15 protein-coding genes are annotated in these 17,953 nt (G+C 59.8%); 2 read left to right on the top strand and 13 right to left on the bottom strand.

The annotated features are described in order from the left end of the window. Positions 1-58 precede the first annotated feature (58 nt). From HZ993_RS06995 to HZ993_RS06985, 3 genes are all read right to left on the bottom strand, one after another. Positions 59-1,432: a HAMP domain-containing sensor histidine kinase gene (locus HZ993_RS06995; protein ID WP_209396527.1), complete on the bottom strand. Its 1,374-nt coding sequence runs from the start codon at positions 1,430-1,432 to the stop codon at positions 59-61. Continuing rightward, the gene (locus HZ993_RS06990) at positions 1,429-2,085 is read right to left on the bottom strand and encodes a response regulator (RefSeq protein WP_209396526.1); all 657 of its coding nucleotides are present in this window, start codon (positions 2,083-2,085) and stop codon (positions 1,429-1,431) included. Before HZ993_RS06990 ends, HZ993_RS06995 begins: the two co-directional genes overlap by 4 nt. 76 nt (positions 2,086-2,161) lie before the next feature. Next, a complete protein-coding gene (locus HZ993_RS06985; protein ID WP_209396525.1) occupies positions 2,162-2,872 on the bottom strand; it encodes an HAD family hydrolase in 711 nt (236 codons plus the stop codon). Positions 2,873-3,062: 190 nt separating this feature from the next. Between HZ993_RS06985 and HZ993_RS06980 the strand changes: the two genes are divergently transcribed. Further along, positions 3,063-3,716 carry a methyltransferase gene (locus HZ993_RS06980; RefSeq protein WP_209396524.1) on the top strand — a complete coding sequence of 218 codons (654 nt, stop codon included), beginning with the start codon at positions 3,063-3,065 and terminating at the stop codon, positions 3,714-3,716. A gap of 49 nt (positions 3,717-3,765) precedes the next feature. On the opposite strand, the gene HZ993_RS06975 is transcribed toward HZ993_RS06980, so the two are convergent. The 3 genes from HZ993_RS06975 to HZ993_RS06965 all read right to left on the bottom strand — a co-directional run bounded on the left by HZ993_RS06975 (position 3,766) and on the right by HZ993_RS06965 (position 6,577). Further along, positions 3,766-4,587 (bottom strand): SAM-dependent methyltransferase, encoded by an 822-nt coding sequence (locus tag HZ993_RS06975; protein WP_209396523.1) that lies wholly within the window; start codon positions 4,585-4,587, stop codon positions 3,766-3,768. Between the two features lie 2 nt (positions 4,588-4,589). Continuing rightward, the gene (locus HZ993_RS06970) at positions 4,590-5,966 is read right to left on the bottom strand and encodes a GGDEF domain-containing protein (protein ID WP_209396522.1); all 1,377 of its coding nucleotides are present in this window, start codon (positions 5,964-5,966) and stop codon (positions 4,590-4,592) included. A gap of 389 nt (positions 5,967-6,355) precedes the next feature. After that, positions 6,356-6,577 carry a hypothetical protein gene (locus HZ993_RS06965; protein ID WP_209396521.1) on the bottom strand — a complete coding sequence of 74 codons (222 nt, stop codon included), beginning with the start codon at positions 6,575-6,577 and terminating at the stop codon, positions 6,356-6,358. A gap of 180 nt (positions 6,578-6,757) precedes the next feature. On the opposite strand from HZ993_RS06965, the gene HZ993_RS06960 reads away from it, so the two are divergent. Further along, entirely contained in the window at positions 6,758-7,246 is a 489-nt protein-coding gene (locus tag HZ993_RS06960) for a hypothetical protein (RefSeq protein WP_209396520.1), read from the top strand. 33 nt (positions 7,247-7,279) lie between these two features. On the opposite strand, the gene HZ993_RS06955 is transcribed toward HZ993_RS06960, so the two are convergent. The 7 genes from HZ993_RS06955 to HZ993_RS06925 all read right to left on the bottom strand — a co-directional run bounded on the left by HZ993_RS06955 (position 7,280) and on the right by HZ993_RS06925 (position 17,857). After that, positions 7,280-8,110, bottom strand: a complete 831-nt coding sequence (locus HZ993_RS06955) for an SAM-dependent methyltransferase (protein WP_209396519.1) — start codon at positions 8,108-8,110, stop codon at positions 7,280-7,282. Beyond that, a complete protein-coding gene (locus HZ993_RS06950) occupies positions 8,107-9,888 on the bottom strand; it encodes a GGDEF domain-containing protein (protein ID WP_209396518.1) in 1,782 nt (593 codons plus the stop codon). The genes HZ993_RS06955 and HZ993_RS06950 overlap by 4 nt, the downstream gene beginning before the upstream one ends. Before the next feature lie 26 nt (positions 9,889-9,914). After that, positions 9,915-11,294, bottom strand: a complete 1,380-nt coding sequence (locus HZ993_RS06945) for a GGDEF domain-containing protein (RefSeq protein ID WP_209396517.1) — start codon at positions 11,292-11,294, stop codon at positions 9,915-9,917. A 413-nt stretch (positions 11,295-11,707) separates the two neighbouring features. After that, on the bottom strand, positions 11,708-11,929 hold the full coding sequence (locus tag HZ993_RS06940) for a hypothetical protein (RefSeq protein ID WP_209396516.1): 222 nt from the start codon (positions 11,927-11,929) through the stop codon (positions 11,708-11,710). Between the two features lie 107 nt (positions 11,930-12,036). Next, on the bottom strand, positions 12,037-13,419 hold the full coding sequence (locus HZ993_RS06935) for an efflux transporter outer membrane subunit (RefSeq protein ID WP_209396515.1): 1,383 nt from the start codon (positions 13,417-13,419) through the stop codon (positions 12,037-12,039). Beyond that, on the bottom strand, positions 13,412-16,567 hold the full coding sequence (locus HZ993_RS06930) for an efflux RND transporter permease subunit (RefSeq protein ID WP_209396514.1): 3,156 nt from the start codon (positions 16,565-16,567) through the stop codon (positions 13,412-13,414). Before HZ993_RS06930 ends, HZ993_RS06935 begins: the two co-directional genes overlap by 8 nt. A gap of 12 nt (positions 16,568-16,579) precedes the next feature. After that, positions 16,580-17,857: an efflux RND transporter periplasmic adaptor subunit gene (locus HZ993_RS06925; RefSeq protein WP_209396513.1), complete on the bottom strand. Its 1,278-nt coding sequence runs from the start codon at positions 17,855-17,857 to the stop codon at positions 16,580-16,582. Between the last annotated feature and the right edge of the window lie 96 nt (positions 17,858-17,953).

The raw sequence follows: 17,953 nt of genomic DNA, 5'->3' as shown, positions 1-17,953 counted from the left end.
TGCGCAGGGCCGGTGTCAGGCGTATTGTTGCGTTGCCAACCTTTAGGTCGGCTAAAGATCAGCGCACCGCACTGCGCGGCAGTGACACCACAAATTTGCAACCCCGTCCCTTCAGGCCCCGTTCGACCCATGCCAAGCCGCCCAGCTTGGCGCTGGCCTGTTTCACAATGGCAAGCCCCAAGCCCGAGCCGGGTTGGTCGTGCCCTGTGCCTCGGAAGAACCGTTCAAACACCAATGGCCAATGTTCTTCCGGGATGCCGGGCCCATCGTCCGCTACGGCCATGACCAATCGGTTGCTGTCCACTGCCAGTGTGACCTCTACCTGCCCACCCGCCGGCACATACAAAATGGCATTGCCCACCAGGTTATGCAGAATGGACCGAAAAGCGTTGAGTTCCAGCACATGCACCACCGAGTCGGGAGCGTCCAGGCTGAGCTCCAAATTCTTCTCCATGGCAGCCGGTGCCAGCATGGCCAGCGCTTGCTGTAGTTCCTGGGTGAGGTCTACCGATTGCGCCGGTTGTGACCAATCACTGTCTACCTTGGCCAATTGCAGCAACTGCTCCACCAGGTGGGATGCCCGTGCAATGGCATGGTCCAAACGTGCTTCTGCCTCGCGTCGCTCGACCGGGGTCGGCGCGTGCACCAATGCATGGGCTTGGGCCGAGACCACGGCCATGGGGGTGCGCAACTCATGGGCCGCTTCATGCACAAAGGCGCTCTCGCGTTTGACCTTGCTGCGCAACTGGCTGAGCAATGAATCCAGCGACCGGATTAACGGCTTGAGCTCGAGGTATCGCGGCGTCAGGCCGGTGGGCGACAAATCGTCTGCGCTGCGGGCATCAATTTCTTCAGAAATCTCGCGCAGTGGCCGAAGGCCCTGCGACACCGCTAAAAGTGGCACCAGTACAAAGGGAAAGGCGATGAGCATGTAAAACGACAACTCTGCCGCCAACCGGCCCAGTATCCAGAGTCTGGGCAATTGTGTGCTCGCTACCAACACGCGCCAGCGTTTGCCTTGGGTGTGGTAGACCCGTAGCGTCTGCCCCGCAAATTCGGCCTGGGTGATGCCACCCAGTTCCCCAGTCAGCACCGCTTTGTGCGCCGCTTGCGGCGCGTACAGCAAGTTGCCGTTGAGATCATGCAGTTGTACCAATACCAACCGCGGGGTTTTGGCGCGGCTGTGCATCTGGTTCACCTGCGCCTCGGACGCAGCAGCCACAACCGTTGCCTCGGCTTGGTCGTCAAACGCTTCCAGTGTCGTGATCAGATCGTCACTAAAGCCACGCAATTCGCGGTCTTGCCGATCAGGTCTGCTGGCTGAAAGAAACTGCACCACCAACAAGAACAGCCACATCAGCGCAAACGCAATCATCAGCGCAACCATCACACGCCGCACCAGCGTTGGGCGGAAAAATTGCTTTACGTTCATGCTTGCAACATGTAGCCCACGCCGCGCACCGTGCGCACATGGTGGGCGCCAATCTTGCGCCGCAAATTGGACAAGTGCACCTCAATCGCGCTGAATTCCAGGGGGTCACCCAAGGGCTCCAGGCGCCGGGAGAGTACGCTCTTGGACACCACTTTTCCAGCCTGCCGCGCCAGCTCCAGCATCAGCTGAAACTCTCGGGGAGATAGATCCACTACCTGGCCCTTGAGCGTGACCCGGTGCCGCCCTGGCTCAATATCCAGGTCACCAAACGTCCACTGTTCACTGGCCTGCTGCACCGAACGGCGGCACACCGCCCGTATACGCGACACCAGCTCTGCGGTTGCAAAAGGCTTCACGACAAAGTCGTCCGCCCCACCGTCCAGCCCTGCGAGGCGGTCGTCAAGCTCAGCACGTGCGGTGATCACCACGACCGGCAGGGTCATGCCACTACGCCGCCAGCGCGCCAATAGCTCCATGCCATCGCCATCTGGCAGTGTCAGATCGAGCAGCACGCAGTCAAAAGTGCCGCTTGCAAAGGCCTGCAGGGCGTCGCCCGAGCGGCGAAACCATTCACTGCTCAAGCCTTCGGCCTTGAGCGCCTGCTGCAGTGCGCGCCCCAAATCCAGGTCGTCTTCAATAAGTAGTAGATGCATGGCGACCATTATCTGGCCGCCAACCTTTCGCTTGGCTAAGGGTTGGATGGAGGAGACTGGCCCGCTAGCAATTAAGTTAGTAGTGACTTGCCACGGCGTGGCGAATGCCATCCGCAATAGACTGGCCTTGCACACGGTGGTCTACATGGAACACTTGCATACCCAGTGCAGCTGCGGGCGCAATGTCCGACACGGCGTTGTCGCCCAGCATCATGGCGTGTTGCGGTGCCACACCCAGAAGCTCTAGCGCACGCAAAAAGATGCGCGGGTCAGGCTTCTTGGCTCCACAGTCGTCCGGCGTAACCACAAACTGGAAATGGCCTGCCAGCCCCAGCGTCTGCAGTTTTTTGTTTACCTGGGCACGGTGGCCGTTGGTCACGAGCACTCGCGGCAGGTGTGCGGTGGCAGCAAGGAATTCTGTGGCACCGGGGAACAGTTCCCAGTGCAGCGCGTAGAAGCGCAGGTATTCGTCAAACAGGGCGTCTGCCTCGCGGTCGGCCAGCGCGATGCCAAAGGTCTCGCGCAGGCGCACGCGGCGCTGCTCCGCAAAGCTGATCTCGCCCGCCGCACACCGGCCCCATAAAGCCCTGCCTATCGAATCCCAACGGGCCGCGACGCCGTCGTTGTCTTCGCTGGGCGCTAACCCCAGTTGTGCACGCAATAGCAAGACCGCAGCCGCCATGGCCTTGCGGTCGTCTATCAGTGTGTCATCCAGGTCGAGCAGCAGTGCGCGGACCGCGTGGGGCGGATCAGTTTGGTGGGCCGTGGCTGGAGAGGGTGTGGGCATGCTGGCTTGCGGGGCATGGCAGCCCTCGCAAAGCCCATTCTAGGGTGGCCCGTTACACTCGGGCAGCGGGCCACAAAGCCCGCACTCGGTGCCCGGTCCACCCACATCGCACGCTTGCCCGTGTTGTGTCTGATGAGCAAAAGCATTTTTTCTCACCTGCCACACAGCATTGGCTTTCAGGAGCGGCGACATGCCAGGCTACCAGGTCAAGTTCGAGACCCACTTGCTGGGTACATCCCATTTTGAAATTCGCTCGCTGCTGGACCGCCAGCAGTATGCCGACCCGGATGGCGCGGCGCTGGCTGCGGGCATCTCGTCGGCCAGCTGGCCGCTGTTTGGCATGGTGTGGCCGTCGGCGCGTATGCTGGCCAACGCCATGCAGACCTACGACATTGCGGGCAAGCGCATTCTGGAGATTGGTTGTGGCCTGGCGCTGGCCAGCCTGGTCATCCACCGCCGCCTGGGCGACATCACCGCCAGTGACTGCCACCCGCTGACTGCGGCTTTTCTGGCCGACAACGTGTTGCGCAACGACCTGCCGGCGCTCAAGTACCAGACCGGCCACTGGGGCCGCGAGAACCTGGGGCTAGGCCAGTTCGACCTGATCATTGCCAGCGACGTGTTGTATGAGCGGGACCAACCCGAGACACTGTCGCAGTTCATCCACCTGCACTCGGCCGACCCCGTCAGCATCATCGTGCTGGACCCGGACCGCGGCAACCGCAAGGGCTTTTGCCGCAAGATGGAAGCGCTAGGTTACACGCTGGATCTGCAGCGCGCGGGCAGCACGCAGAGCACGGGTGAGGCCTATAAAGGCCACTTTCTGAACTTCAGTCGCTCATGAATTGATAGCTATACCACTATATTTCACGAGGGCTAGAGGCTTATTTTGCTTAAACCGCCTCCAGCAGCGGTGCCTCGGGCAGCGCTTGGAGCTGGGCGATGATGGCCTCGTCCAGCTTCAATGGGTATGCGGCTGGAATGACTAGCGTGGTGATGCCATTCAACACGGCGCTAGGCAAATCGCGCAGCAGGATAGTCTCCATGCGCGGCTCTTCCAGCGGGTTCGTGGCGGCTTCGTACAGGATGACTGGGTGGTCCAGCGGGTAGTCCCGCGCCAGCTTGTCCACCAGTACCTGCAACCGGGCGGCCGTGGTGTCAAAACGCTTGCGGCTCAGGTCACCGGCAATATAGGGTTGCCACAGAATCAATAGCGCCGTCGGGTCGATGCGGCGCTCGAAAATCATGAACTGCGTCGCCTCCATGGACTGCATGCCCGTACGGCCCGGGTCTACGCCTAAGTCGGCCACCAGGCAGTCTTCCGCAGATATGCCGGGCAGCATTTCTGCACTAAAACCCTCGGCCCGCGCAGCCTCAATGGCCATGTGTGAGATGCAGGCAAATATTCCCGGGTGACCATAAAAGGCGGCGCAAACTGTTTTACCTGCGCGCACCTCATCAAGGATGGTTGCTGACATGCGTTGGTAGGTGTCGAGGCGGTCTTTGCCCTCGATATCGCAGTCTGCGTAGTAGTCCAGCAGGCAAATGTATTGCTTGGCAATATCTTGCAGCCACTTGCGTGCAAAACGGTTGGGCACCGCCGCAACCACCACGTCCGCCGTCTCGATATAGCTGCGCGCCAGTGGTGTCAGTTGCCCGGCCATGCGCATGCCGGTGCCGACGCAGACCAGTTTGCCGTGTTGTGTTGGTGTCATCGTTAATAGGCACCGGAGTGTTGGTAGACCGTGACGCGGTTGCGCCCTTCGTTTTTGGAGAAGTACAGCGCCTTGTCCGCCGCTACCAGCGTTTCCTCAAAACTGGAAGCTTCGTGTGCCTTGCGCGTGGCAATGCCAAAACTGGCAGTGATGGAAAAATCAAAGCCGCTGGGATGGGTGTCGACTGCAGCAATTGCCGCGCGGCAACGCTCTGCAAGAGCCGCCGCTTTTTCGTCGGAGGAATTGGGCAGGCACAGGGCAAACTCTTCACCACCCAGGCGCCCTAAGCAATCAGCGGTTTGCAACTGGTCTTTTACGGTGGTGCACACGGTCTTGAGCACCCAGTCCCCCGCCGGGTGGCCGTAGGTGTCGTTGATTTTTTTGAAGAAATCCATGTCAAATAACACCAGGCTCACGCTGCTTGCCGCGTCGTTGAATGCCGCCTGCGCACACGCCGTGAAGTGCGCGCGGTTGCTGACCTGCGTGAGCCCGTCCACCTGCGCAGAAACACGGAACATGTTTTTCAGCCGCAGGGTATTGAACAGCCAGGCACCGAGTATGGCCAGCACAACCGCACCCAGGGTCAGCAGCAAAATCAGGTTCTGGTATTCGTTTTGTTGCAGGGCCTTCTCGGTGCTCAGGGTTTTGTTCTTCTGCTCCAGCAAAGCCATTTGGTTGGCCTTGTCCTGGGTCTCGAACTTGACGCGTTGGTAGGCCAGGTTCTTTTGCTGTTGGTCGTTCAGTACCTTCTTCTTGAAGGCCAGATTGGTCTGGTAGTAAGCAATGGCCGCTGCCAACTGACCCTGGGCCTGCTTGATCGCAGCCATGGTTTCGCTGGTTTTTTCTTGCCATTCCAGATCTTTGGCTAACTGTGCACGGTCGTAGGCCAGCGTGCCGAAATGCTCGGCGCGCTCCATATTGCCGGTTTTGAGGTAGGCGCGGGCCAGCGCCTCTTCAACTGCAGCCAACCAGTTCGAACCCGTGCCTACGGTTTGAAACTGTTGTACCAGGGTCAGGCTGGTGGTGATGCCTTTTGCGTATTGCCCTGCATCGACCAAGTCAATGGCTACAAAACTCTTGACGATCAGGGACGCCATGTGTTCTTTGCTGGCGTCGCAGGCCAGCACGGCTTGTGGCACCAAGGACTCGGCCAGTTGGCTGTTGCCAAGCTTGAAGTTCAGCTCCGCTTTGGCAGCCAGACCGTGGCACTGCGTGCGGGTTCCAGTTGCGCCTGGATCCAAGGCGATCAGACGCTCTGCCAAATCGAGGGCCTCGTCATACGCACGCAGGGTAGTCAACAGGGATATGGCACCGTTCAGCACCAAAAGTTTGGCGTTGATCTTGTCGAGTGACGGCAATAGGAGAATGGACTCATTCATTGCCTGTAGAGCACTTTCGTAGTTGCCTAAGGCGCGGTTACCATCCACCAGGTTGTAAAGCAGGGAGGCCCGTCTCAACGGTGTTGAAACTTGGTCAATGATGGACCGTACCAAGGCGACGCGCTCTTCATGTCTGCCTTGGAAACCCAGGTAATTTGCATACTGAGCGTGGTAGCGCTGATTCTGATCTGGTGTGAAGGTGTCCCGCAGTGCTTGCAATTTGGTGAGCGGGACAGACGCCTTCTCCGGTGTTGAAAGAATCAACGCCAGCGATTCATCCAGTAAAAGATTTACTGGATTCTGAGCGTTTGCATGCGCTAGGCCCACGCAGCCCAGTACGCATACAAGCAACGCAACGGCTCTTATGAACCATCGCATTCGTTCGATCCTTATCTCGCGTCGCCTGTACAGCCGCTCTGTGTAGTCAGCCCATCCTTCAAATCAACGCCTGCCAGCTGCCCAATCGCCGCTTTGTCCCCAGACAACACTGCGCCCTGTTCGGCATCATTCAAGCCAAACTGCGTCATCGCAGTGGCAGGGTCCGCCGCGTGGGTTGCGCGTGCTGCAGCGTCTGTGTCCAGGAGATTGAGGTAGCCCAACAGTTTCGACATGGAGAATCCTATTTTTTGGTGGATGAGGCAGTGCAGACTTTCAATCCGCCACGGATTCTATAGCCCAGGTAACAAGTTGTATCCGGCGACCCGCAGCCACCGTCGCCACGGCCCCAGCCCATCCTGGAGGCAGCTTAAGATACACGACCACCGATACAAGCCTACCCGCAAACCAGCACCATGACCTTTGCGACAAGCCCAGACACCGAACAGGCCAGACGCTTGTTCGACAAAATTTCCATGTTTGACTTCGCAAAGGTCACTGCCCGGTATGCCAAAGATGGCAATGTGCCTTTGGAGTCGGCCGCTGAAACCTTGCTGGAACTCAAGCGGTGGTTCACCTTATGCGCTTTGCACCCTGAGAAGACGTACGCAACGGGCGGGCAGGTGGATGCCATGTGGCACACCTTCATCCTGTTTACAAAAGACTACGCGCGCTTCTGCCAGGAGATAGCAGGCACATTCATCCACCACTCTCCGGAGACAGGCGGTGGTGGTATTGAGGAGCAGATCGCATCGGCCGAGAACATGCGTGAAAAGCTGCGCCTGCTGGAGGCGGATTACCTGAAGTATTTTGGTGCCCCCCCACCCAGCCACATCTGGCCGCGGTCACCAGAACCCAATAGCTTCCCGAACGCCTTTGCTTTCCTGGAGGCGATGGCTCGCTGAGCGCCACCGATCGCCGCCGATCACCCGGGTGGCTTAAGCCGCTTCTGTTTCCAGCCGCGGCGCCTCGGGCAGCGCGTTGAGTTGGGCGATGATGGCCTCGTCCCGCTTCAATGCAAATGCAGCGGGGATGACCAGGGTGGTGGAGCTGACCAGGTGGGCCGTGGGCAGGTCGCGCAGCGCGATTTTGTCGATACGTGTTGTTTCCAGCGGGCTGGTGGCTGCCTCGTACAGGATCACAGTGTGGTCCAGCGGGTAGTGCCGCGCCAGTTTGTCCACCAGCACCTGTATGCGTGCCGCCGTGGTCTCGAAACGCTTCAGGCTCAGCTCTCCCGCCAGTGAGGGCTGCCACAGGATCAACAGGGCCGTGGGGTCGATGTTGCGTTCATAAATCATGAACTGTGTGGTCTCCATGGACTGCATGCCGGTGCGGCCGGGGTCAATGCCCAGGTCGGCCACCAGGCAGTCTTCGGCCGAGATGCCCGGCAACATCTCGGCACTGTAGCCTTCGGCCCGTGCATCCTTGATCGCCATGTGGGAGATGCAGGCAAAAATGCCGGGGTGGCCGTAAAAGGCCGCACACACCGTCTTGCCCGCGCGCACCTGGTCCAGAATGGTGTCGGCCATGCGGCGGTAGGTGTCGCGGCGGTCTTTGCCGTCTACATCGCAGTCTTCGTAATAGCCCAGCACACATATGAACTCCTTGGCAAGGCCCTGAATCCACTTGCGTGTAAAGATGTTGGGCACGGCGGACACCACCACGTCTGCTGTCTCTAGATAACTCTGCGCCAGCGGTGTTACTTGCCCTGCCATGCGCATGCCGGTGCCTACGCAGATGAGTTTGCCTTGCTTGGTGATTGGGATCATGTGGAATGGGCACCTGAGTGTTGATAAGCGGTGACGCGGTTGCGTCCTTCGTTTTTGGAGACGTAGAGGGCCTTGTCGGCCGCGGCCAGTGTCTCTTCAAAGCTGGCGGGGCCTTGGACGCTGCGTGTGGCAATACCAAAGCTGGCCCGTATCTCCAAGTTTAATCCGCTGGGGTGTGCACCAATGTTTGCAATGGCTGCGCGGCATTGTTCGGCCAGCGCGCGAGCCTCTTGTGCGCTGAACTGCGGCAGGCAGATGGCGAACTCTTCCCCACCCAGGCGCCCCAGCAGGGCGGTTTTGGGCAGTTGCTGCTGAACGGTGTGGCACACCGCTTGCAATACCCAGTCACCCGTGGCATGGCCGTAGGTGTCGTTGATGGTTTTGAAAAAGTCCATGTCAAACAACATCAGGCTGGTGTCCTGGTCGGTGTCGCGAAATACCTGCTGTGCGCATGCGATGAAGTGGGCCCGGCTGCAAACCTGGGTGAGCCCATCCACCTGAGCCGACTTGCGCAACCGGTTCTTGAGCTGCAGCGTGCGCAGCAGCCAAGCGCCCACTATGGCCAGCACCACCAGGCCCAGTGTCATCAGCAGCACCAGGTTTTGGTAGCGGCCCTGTTGCAACGCCTTCTCAATGCCCAGACTCTTGTTTATCTGCTCCAGCAGGGCCTGTTGGTTGGCCCTGTCCTGGGTGTCGAAGCGCACCCGCTGGTAGGCCAGGTTTCGTTGCAAGCGGTCGTCCAGCAATTGTTTACGCAGTGCCAGGTGCGCGTCGTAGTAAAACAGTGCACGGTCCGGCGCGCCCTTCGCGCGGTGGATGGCAGCCATGGTCTTGCTGGTCTTGACCTGCATGGCCAATATCTTGCTGACCTGCGCACGCTGGTAGGCCTGCAGCCCATAGTGTTCGGCGCGTTCGGTATTGCCCATTTGCAGGTAGGCACGGGCAACCGCCTCTTCCAGCTGGGTGACATAGTCCGAGCCCTGGTTTATCGCAGCATGTTCTGCGAACAGTGGCAAGCCACTGGCCAGGCCCGCCGCATAGTCACCGGCGTTGATCTGGTCTACCGCCGCATTGGATTGGTTGATCAACACAAAGAACGGGTTGTTGTTGGTCTTGCAGACGTCTATGGCGTCTTGCAACAGGGCACGCGCCTGCGCGCTGGCACCACGCATGAAGTGCAGTTCTACCTTGTCAGTAAGGCCCACACACGCAGCGTAGGTGCCGGGCTTGTCGGGCCCACGCAGGGCATAGATGCGCTCGGCAAAGTCCAGCGCCACCTCATAGTCCTCAAAGGCGATGGTGGCGGCAAGGGCAGCTTGCAACACGGCAATTTTGTCACCGGTTTTTACAAGCACGGGCAACAGGGCGATGGATTCGTTCAGGGCCTGCAAGGCTTGCTCGTACTGGCCCAATGAGGTGTAACCGTCGATCAATTCGTAGAGAAAACTGGCACGGCGCCCAGGTGTAGTCACCTCGCCGATGAAGGACTGCACCAGGGCCACGCGTTGCGCATGTTGCCCACGAAAGCCCAGTGAGTTGGCAAGCGACAGGTGGTAACGTTCCTTCTGTGAAGGTGTAAAAGCAGGCTGCAGCGCGCTGAGCTTTTCAAGCGGAGCCAAGGCCTTCTCTGGCGCCGAGTACAGGTGTTTGGAAGTCTCAGAGAGGAGCGCATCCACAGTGTCCGGCTCGGTAGCAAAGGCCAGCAGCGGAGAGGCCATGGTCCAGACCACAAGCAGCACCGCACGGATACAAAACCCAAGGTCAGTCGCAATGGGCATCTGCTGCTGACTTGGTCATCGGAGAGCTAGGCTTTTCCCGAAGGCTGGTATACGGTGACGCGGTTGCGTCCTTCGTTTTTGGAGAGGTACAGCGCCTTGTCGGCCTGCACCAATGTCTCTTCAAAACTGTCGGTCAGGTGGGCGTTGCGCGTGGCCACACCAAAACTGGCGGTGATGGCAAAGTCAAAACCGCTGGGAGCTGTGTTGATAGCCGCTATGGCTGCGCGGCAGCGTTCTGCCAGGGCGCGGGCTTCGTCCTCGTGCTGCACATTGGGCAGGCACAGGGCAAACTCTTCACCACCCAGGCGCCCCAGTAAGGTAGTTTTGGGCAACTCGGACTTCACGGTGGCGCACACCGTTTTTAGCACCCAATCACCCGCAGCGTGGCCATAGGTGTCGTTGATTTTTTTGAAATAGTCCATGTCAAACAAAACCAGGCTCACGTTTCGCATGGGGTCGCTGAAAGCCAGGTGCGACGACGCCGTGAAGTGGCTGCGGTTGCTCACCTGCGTAAGCCCGTCCACCTGGGCCGACACACGGAAGATGTTTTTAAGGCGCAGTGTGTTGTACAGCCACGCGCCAAGTATGGCCAGCACCACAGCGCCCAGCGTCAACAACAGAATCAGGTTCTGGTACTCGTTTTGCTGCAGGGCTTTTTCGGTGTTCAGGTTTTTGTTCTTTTGCTCCAGCAAGGCCATCTGGTTGGCCTTGTCTTGGGTGTCGAACTTGACGCGCTGGTAGGCCAGGTTTTTGTGCAACTGGTCGTCCAATACTTTTTTCTTCAGGTCCAGGTTGATGTCGTAATAACCTATGGCGGCGGCCAACTGGCCTTGGGCGCGTTTGATGGCGGCCATGGTTTCGCTGGTTTTTTCTTGCAATGCAAGGACACGGCTGGACTGAGCCCGTTGGTAGGCCTTCAGCCCGTAGTGTTCGGCACGTTCCGTGTTGCCGGTCTTGAGGTATGCGCGGGCAAGGGCCTCTTCCAACTGCGTGAGGTAATCCGAGTCTTTGCTCAGTGTCGAGAAGTCTTTCAGCAGCGGTAGGCTTGTGGCGATACCTTTTGTGTGCTCACCAGAGTCAATCACATCAATAGCCGCATAGACTTTGACGATCAGGGAAAAGAATTGATTTTTATTGGCATCGCAGGCCAGGATGGCATCTGGCACCAATCCGCGGGCTGTGGCATTGCTTCCGCGCATGTAGTTCGTCTCAACTTTGTTGGCTAAGCCCACGCAAGCTGCGTAGGAGCCTGCAGTGTCACCGCGCAATGCATAAATGCGCTCCGCGAACTCCAGCGCCTCGTCATAGGCCCGCAGTGAGTTCAATAAATTCAAAGCGCCTTGCAAGACGACGATCTTTTGCGACGTTTTTTCCATCGCAGGTAGCAACACAATGGATTCATTCATTGTTTGCAGTGCCCGCTCATACTTACCCAACGCGGTGTTGGCATCAATCAATTCGTATTGGAAACGCGCTCGCCGCGCAGGTGAGGTTACCTGACCAATAAAAGACTCTACTAACGCGACCCGCTCTTCATGCATCCCTTTTGCGCCAAGGGAAAATGCATAAAGCAAGTGATATCTTTCATTCTGCTCAGGTGTGAACGTTGGTTGCAACGCCTTGAGCTGTTCGAGTCTTGAACTGACTTCGTTCGGTGAGGTACTTAATTCCTTTGTCGCTTCAGCAAAGATGGTTTCGAAAGTCGCTTGCCCCTCAGCAATAACACCGTACGAATAAGTCCATCCCAATGCAAGGCAAACAAGTGCCCTGATGATGTTGTGACGTACCATCGACTTCGCAAAGTGGAATCTAGCTCAGGTTAAAAGGTCTCATCAACGTTCATCACTTGAATTTTTGGCAAATCTCCCGGATCAATTCCGGCCAAAACAGCAATTGCCGCCTTGTCCCCAGACATAAACGTTTGCTGCTCATTCGCATTCAAACCAAACTGCGTCATATAGGCCGCCGGATCAGCGTTGTGAGCCGCAATGGCTGTCGCATTGGAATCCAGGTGGTTCAGGTAGTCGAGTAGTTTAGACATTGACGGGGCCTTGGTAGTGAACGAAAGTAGGACAAGGTTGCCTGGGCTCAGCAACCTTTGTCAGATTCTATAGCCCGTGTAACGATATGTAATTGACACATACCCTGCTATTTCCAGCCGCCTCCCAATACCTTGTACAGCGTCACCAAATTCTGCACCTGCTGCGCCTGCACCTGCACCGCCGCCTGTTGCGCCGCAAACAGCGAGCGCTGGGCGTCCAGCACGTCAAAAGCATTGGACGCGCCGTGTTTGAAGCGCAGGTCGGTCAGGTCCATGCGGGTCTTCTCGGCGGCCAGTTGGGCATTCTGGGCGCGCAGTTGCTCACCCAGCGTGGCGCGGCCGGCCAGAGCGTCGGCCACTTCGCGGAATCCGGTCTGGATGGCCTTTTCATACTGGGCTACCGCAATCTCGCGGGCCACCTTGGCAGATTCCAGATTGGCCTGGTTGCGGCCATAGTCAAAGATAGGCAGCAGCAACTGGGGCACAAAGGTCCAGGCGGACGTGCCGTTGCTGAACAAGGTGTCCAGATCGTTGCTGACCACACCCGCGCTGCCGGTCAGCGTGATGCGGGGGAAGAAGGCAGCCCGCGCCGCACCAATGTTGGCGTTGTTGGCCAGCAGCTGTTGTTCGGCCTGGCGGATGTCCGGGCGGCGGGTCAGCAGCTCAGACGGCACACCGGCCGGCAGATCCGGCAGCATGCCTTGGGCGGTGATGGGCAGCCCGGCCGGCAGGTCGGCGGGCAGGGGCTGGCCTACCAAGAGGGTCAACGCGTTTTCGTCCTGCGCACGCAGGCGGGTGGTCTGGGCGAAGGCGGCCTTGGCGCCCTCCAGCAGACTCTGGGCTTGGCTCAGCTCTAGCTTGGATGCGGCTTCGTTGTCAAACTTCAATTGCGTCAGGCGCAGAGACTCTTGCCGTGTGGCCAGGGACTCGCGGGTGACGCGCAGCAGTTCGTCATTGGCCAGCAGGCTCAGGTAGGTGTTGGCCACGGCCGCAATCAGGCTGATCTGCACGGTCTTGCGTGCCTCTTCAGACCCCAGCACCTGGGCCTGTGCGGCCTGGCTGAGCGCGCGCACGCGGCCAAAAAAATCCAGCTCGTAGGCGGTGACGCTAAAGCCTGCGGTGTAGGTGCTGTTAATAGCCCCCGAAGCAACAGGGCCGCGACTGCCGGTGATGCCGGCATTCAGCGTGGGCAGTTCGTCGGCACGGCGCACGTTGTACTGGGAGCGGGTCTGCTCGATGGCCAGCACGGCGATGCGCAGGTCGCGGTTGTTGTGCAGAGACAGCTCGATCAGCTTTTTAAGGCGGGCATCTTTGAAGAAGTCTTGCCAGGCGATATCGGCTGCAGCCGTGGGCGCGGCACCGGTGGCGGTTGCACCGTCTGCGGGGAAGCTGCTGGCCACCGGGGCAGCGGGGCGCTCATACGTAGGTATGAAGCTGCAGGCTGACAGGGCCATGGCCGCACACAGTGGCGCCAAACGTAACTTACTCATGGCTTTGCACTCCTGACTGGTGTCCGTGTGCCGCATCAAACTGGCGCTGGCGTTCGCTGCCCTTGAAGATGCTGCGTACCACCACAAAAAAGATGGGCACAAAGAAGACGGCGAGGATGGTGCCCACCAGGCTGCCACCAATCACCCCGGTGCCGATAGCGCGTTGGCTGGCAGAGCCTGCACCGCTGCTGATAGCCAGCGGCAACACGCCCAGCATAAAAGCCATCGACGTCATCAAGATGGGGCGGAAGCGCATATGCGCCGCAGCCAGTGCGGCTTGCACAGCCGTCTTGCCCTGGGCCTGCAAGTCCTTTGCAAACTCGATGATCAGAATCGCGTTTTTGGCAGACAGGCCGATGATGGTGATCAGCCCGACCTGGAAATACACGTCGTTCGCATAACCCCGCATCACCGTGGCCAGCAGCACGCCCAGCACGCCCACGGGCACAACCAGAATGACGGACAGCGGGATGGACCAACTCTCGTACAACGCGGCCAGGCACAAGAACACGGCCAGGATGGCAAAGCCATACAAGACTAAGGCTTGTGAGCCGGCGATTTTTTCCTCGCGCGACAAGCCGGTCCACTCAAAGGCAAAACCTTCGGGCAATTGCGCGGCCAGTTTTTCCATCTCGTCCATGGCGTCACCGGTGCTGTAGCCCGGCGCTGCAGAGCCACCAATACGCATGGCGGGGTAGCCGTTGTAACGGATGGTTTGCATCGCACCCTTGACCCAGCGGGTGCTGGCAAACGCAGACAGTGGCACCGGCACGCCGCGGGCGTTGGGCGTGGTCAGCTTCAAAATATCGTCCGGCTGCATACGCGCCGTGGCGTCGGCTTGCACCACCACGCGCTGCAGGCGGCCCTGGTTGGGGAAGTCGTTGATGTAGGCCGAGCCCAGCGCGGTGGAGATGGTGCTGTTGATGGAATCAAAACTGACCGACAGCGCACTGGCCTTGTCGCGGTCAATGTCGATTTGCAATTGCGGCGCGTCTTCCAGACCATCCGGGCGCACCTGGGTGAGCACCTTGCTCTTGGATGCCATACCCATCAACTGGTTGCGTGCGGCCACCAGGGCCTCATGCCCCTTGCCAGCGCGGTCTTGCAGGCGGAAGGTAAAGCCAGACGCCTGGCCCAGCTCGGGAATGGCCGGTGGGCTCAAGGGGAAGATAAACGCATCGCGTATGCCCATCAGGCCACCAAAAGCGCGCCCGGCAATGGCCTGCGCAGAATGCGCCTCGCCCTTGCGCTCAGACCAGTCTTTGAGCGTGATAAACCCGAAGGCGGCGTTTTGCCCCTGGCCCGAGAAGCTGAAGCCCAGCACGCCCACCATGCTTTGCACTTCGGGCTGCTTGAGCATGAAGACCTCTACCTGCTGCATGACGTTTTGTGTGCGCTCACGCGTAGCGCCCGGTGGTAGCTGGATGCTGACCAGCATGGTGCCTTGGTCTTCATTGGGCAAGAAGGCGGTGGGCAGGCGCACATACATCACACCCACCACGGCAATGATGGCGGCGTAGATGATCAGGTAGCGGCCAGCGCGCGACAGTATGCGAGCCACCCAGCCTTCGTACGTTTTGGCCGTGCGAGTGAAGCCGCGGTTGAACCAGCCAAAGAAGCCGGTCTTGGCATGGTGGTGCCCAGCCTCTACCGGCTTGAGCAGGGTGGCACACAGCGCGGGTGTGAGCGAAAGCGCCATGAAGGCAGAGAAGCCGATGGATGCCACCATCACCGCCGAGAACTGGCGGTAGATATTGCCCACCGAGCCCTGGAAGAATGCCAGCGGTACAAACACCGCAATCAGCACCACAGTCACACCGACGATGGCGCCAGAGATCTGGCCCATCGCCTTGCGGGTGGCCTCCAGCGGTGGCAGGCCTTCTTCACTCATGATGCGCTCGACGTTCTCGACCACCACAATCGCGTCGTCCACCACAATGCCGATCACCAGCACCATGCCGAACATGGTCAACACGTTGATGGAGAAGCCCAGTGCCAGCAGCGTGGCAAAGGTGCCCAAGAGAGCCACCGGCACCACGATGGTGGGAATGATGGTGTAGCGCCAGTTCTGCAGGAACAGGAACATCACCAAAAACACCAGGATGACGGCCTCAATCAGCGTCTCGGCCACTTGCGATATGGAGATCTTCACGAAGCGCGAAGCATCGTAAGGAATGGTCCACTTCACACCCTTGGGGAAATACGGTTCCAACTGCGCCATGCGCTCACGCACGGCCTTGGCTGCGGCCAGTGCATTGCCGCTGGGTGCCAGCTGTACACCAATACCGGCGGCGGGCTTGCCATTCAGGCGGGCCGAGGTGGCATAGGTCTGGGCGCCCAGTTCGATACGGGCCACGTCTTTGAGGCGCACGGTGGAGCCGTCCGTGTTGGCCCGCAGCACGATGTTGCCAAATTGCTCCACGGTGCTGAGCTGGCCATCCACCACCACGGTGGCAGCAATGGTCTGGCCGGCAATATTGGGCAGCTCACCAATGGTGCCGGACGACACCTGCGCATTTTGCGAGCGTATGGCGGCGTTGACCTCGGCCGCAGACAGGTTGTAGCCACTCAGCTTGGCCGGGTCCACCCAGATGCGCATGGCGCGCTCGGTGCCAAACAACTGGGCCTGGCCAATGCCGGGCAGGCGCTGGATTTCGGGCAGTACATTGCGCGAGGCGTAGTCACCCAGGGCCACGATGTCGATGTCCGGGTTGTCGCTGGACAACATGGTGAACAGCAAAAAGTTGGAGCGCGCCTTGTCCACCCGCACACCGGCCTGGGTAACAGCCGCAGGCAGGCGCGGTGTGGCGCGTGAGAGGCGGTTTTGCACATCCACCTGCGCCAGGTCGGCATTGGTGCCGGGCTCAAAACTGATGGAGATGGAACCTGTGCCGTTGGCCTGGGCCACCGACTCCATGTAGATCATGCCGGGCGAGCCATTCATTTCGCGCTCGATAACGGACAGCACACTGTCTTCCAGTATCTTGGCCGATGCACCGGGGTAACCCGCAGAAATGACGATGGTGGGCGGCGCCACCGGTGGGTACTGGGCAATGGGCAATTGCGTGATCGCCACGCCGCCCATGACCATGATGAAGAGCGATATCACCCATGCAAAGATGGGGCGGTCGATAAAAAACTGGGCCATGTGTTGTGCCTCTTATTTGCTGGCCGCGGCGGATGGGGCAACCGCTGGCGCTGATGTTGGCGCGGATGCAGGCGCAGAGGCCGCAGCACCAGCCTTCCATGGCACAGGCTTGACCGGCGCCCCGGGCACCATCATCTTCTGGAAGCCATCCACAATGACCTGCTCACCGGGCTTGAGCCCGTCCAGTACCACCCATTGGTTGCCCTGGGCATTGCCAATCTTGATAGGGCGCGGTGTGGGTTTGCTGTCTGCCCCCACCACCAGCACGGTGTCGCCCTGGTTGGTGCGGGTGACCGCCTGTTGTGGCAGCAAAATGCCGGCAGGAATCTCGGCTTGCGACAGGCGCACCCGCACATACTGGCCGGGCAACAACATGCCATCGGGGTTGGGCACTTCGGCACGCAGCGTGATCTGGCCGCTGGTCGCGTCCACCGTCAAATCGGTGAACAGCAGTTTGCCGGGGCGTGCCAATTCGCTGCCGTCTTCCAGCACCACGCGCACCGGCACCGAGCCATCACCTGCGCTGCGCACCTGTTTGGCCGCTATGGCTTTGCGCAGGCGTAACACGTCGGTGGTGGACTGGGTGAAGTTGACATACACCGTGTCGGTCTGCTGGATCACGGCCAGTTGTGTGGCCTCTGCTGCGCTGACCAGGGCACCTTCGGTCACCAGCGACTGGCCGATGCGGCCGGAGATGGGTGCGTTGACGCTGGCGTAGTCCAGGTTGATCTGTGCCGTTTGTGCAGCCGCCTTGGCAGTGGCCACATCGGCCTCGGCCTGCTTCTGGGTGGTCAGCAGGGTGGTGTATTCCTGCTTGCTGATGGCGTTGGCCTCTACCAGCGGTTTGTAGCGTTCGACCTGGGCAGTTGCCTGGGCCAGATTGGCCTGGCCCTTGGCAAGGCTGGCCTGGGCGCTCTCTAGCGCGGCGCGGTAGGGGCCGGCGTCAATCTGGTACAGGGCCTGGCCGGCTTTCACCTCACTGCCCTCGCGGAACAGGCGTTTGAGCACCACGCCATTCACCCGTGCCCGCACCTGCGCCACCCGCACTGCGCTGACGCGGCCCGGCAACTCGGTTTGCATTGCCACGGCCTCGTTGGCCACCGTCACCACCCCCACGGTGGCGGGGGGTGGGCCACCAGCACCGGCTCCGCCGCCGGGTGCGGCATCTTTGGCACCACAGGCGGCCAGGGCGGCGACCAGTGGCAGCAACACCAGCAGGAAAGGGCGGGTCAGGGAAAAGGGGGGAGCGGGATAACGCGCGGAGTCAGCAACGGTGCGGTACGAGGACATAAAAAATCCTTTTGGGAGGGCAAAACGGGGACCTGGCGGGAGGCGGGCGCAGCATAAGAGGCTGGCAATTTCGAAAATCTGGATTAGTATACATAC

Origin of the sequence: Rhodoferax sp. AJA081-3 (genome assembly GCF_017798165.1) — a bacterium.
Classification (GTDB): Bacteria; Pseudomonadota; Gammaproteobacteria; order Burkholderiales; family Burkholderiaceae_C; genus Allorhodoferax.
The sequence above is the reverse complement of the archived record's forward strand: the minus strand, read 5'-3'. Positions and strand labels throughout refer to the sequence as shown.

Excerpts from the sequence above, each read along its gene's own strand:
- HZ993_RS06955 (WP_209396519.1), bottom strand. The coding sequence starts at position 8,110 with ATGATCCCAATCACCAAGCAAGGCAAACTCATCTGCGTAGGCACCGGC.
- HZ993_RS06965 (WP_209396521.1), bottom strand. The coding sequence starts at position 6,577 with ATGTCGAAACTGTTGGGCTACCTCAATCTCCTGGACACAGACGCTGCA.
- HZ993_RS06940 (WP_209396516.1), bottom strand. The coding sequence starts at position 11,929 with ATGTCTAAACTACTCGACTACCTGAACCACCTGGATTCCAATGCGACA.
- HZ993_RS06925 (WP_209396513.1), bottom strand. The coding sequence starts at position 17,857 with ATGTCCTCGTACCGCACCGTTGCTGACTCCGCGCGTTATCCCGCTCCC.
- HZ993_RS06985 (WP_209396525.1), bottom strand. The coding sequence starts at position 2,872 with ATGCCCACACCCTCTCCAGCCACGGCCCACCAAACTGATCCGCCCCAC.
- HZ993_RS06975 (WP_209396523.1), bottom strand. The coding sequence starts at position 4,587 with ATGACACCAACACAACACGGCAAACTGGTCTGCGTCGGCACCGGCATG.
- HZ993_RS06970 (WP_209396522.1), bottom strand. The coding sequence starts at position 5,966 with ATGAATGAGTCCATTCTCCTATTGCCGTCACTCGACAAGATCAACGCC.
- HZ993_RS06990 (WP_209396526.1), bottom strand. The coding sequence starts at position 2,085 with ATGCATCTACTACTTATTGAAGACGACCTGGATTTGGGGCGCGCACTG.
- HZ993_RS06960 (WP_209396520.1), top strand. The coding sequence starts at position 6,758 with ATGACCTTTGCGACAAGCCCAGACACCGAACAGGCCAGACGCTTGTTC.
- HZ993_RS06945 (WP_209396517.1), bottom strand. The coding sequence starts at position 11,294 with ATGAATGAATCCATTGTGTTGCTACCTGCGATGGAAAAAACGTCGCAA.
- HZ993_RS06980 (WP_209396524.1), top strand. The coding sequence starts at position 3,063 with ATGCCAGGCTACCAGGTCAAGTTCGAGACCCACTTGCTGGGTACATCC.
- HZ993_RS06995 (WP_209396527.1), bottom strand. The coding sequence starts at position 1,432 with ATGAACGTAAAGCAATTTTTCCGCCCAACGCTGGTGCGGCGTGTGATG.
- HZ993_RS06935 (WP_209396515.1), bottom strand. The coding sequence starts at position 13,419 with ATGAGTAAGTTACGTTTGGCGCCACTGTGTGCGGCCATGGCCCTGTCA.
- HZ993_RS06950 (WP_209396518.1), bottom strand. The coding sequence starts at position 9,888 with ATGCCCATTGCGACTGACCTTGGGTTTTGTATCCGTGCGGTGCTGCTT.
- HZ993_RS06930 (WP_209396514.1), bottom strand. The coding sequence starts at position 16,567 with ATGGCCCAGTTTTTTATCGACCGCCCCATCTTTGCATGGGTGATATCG.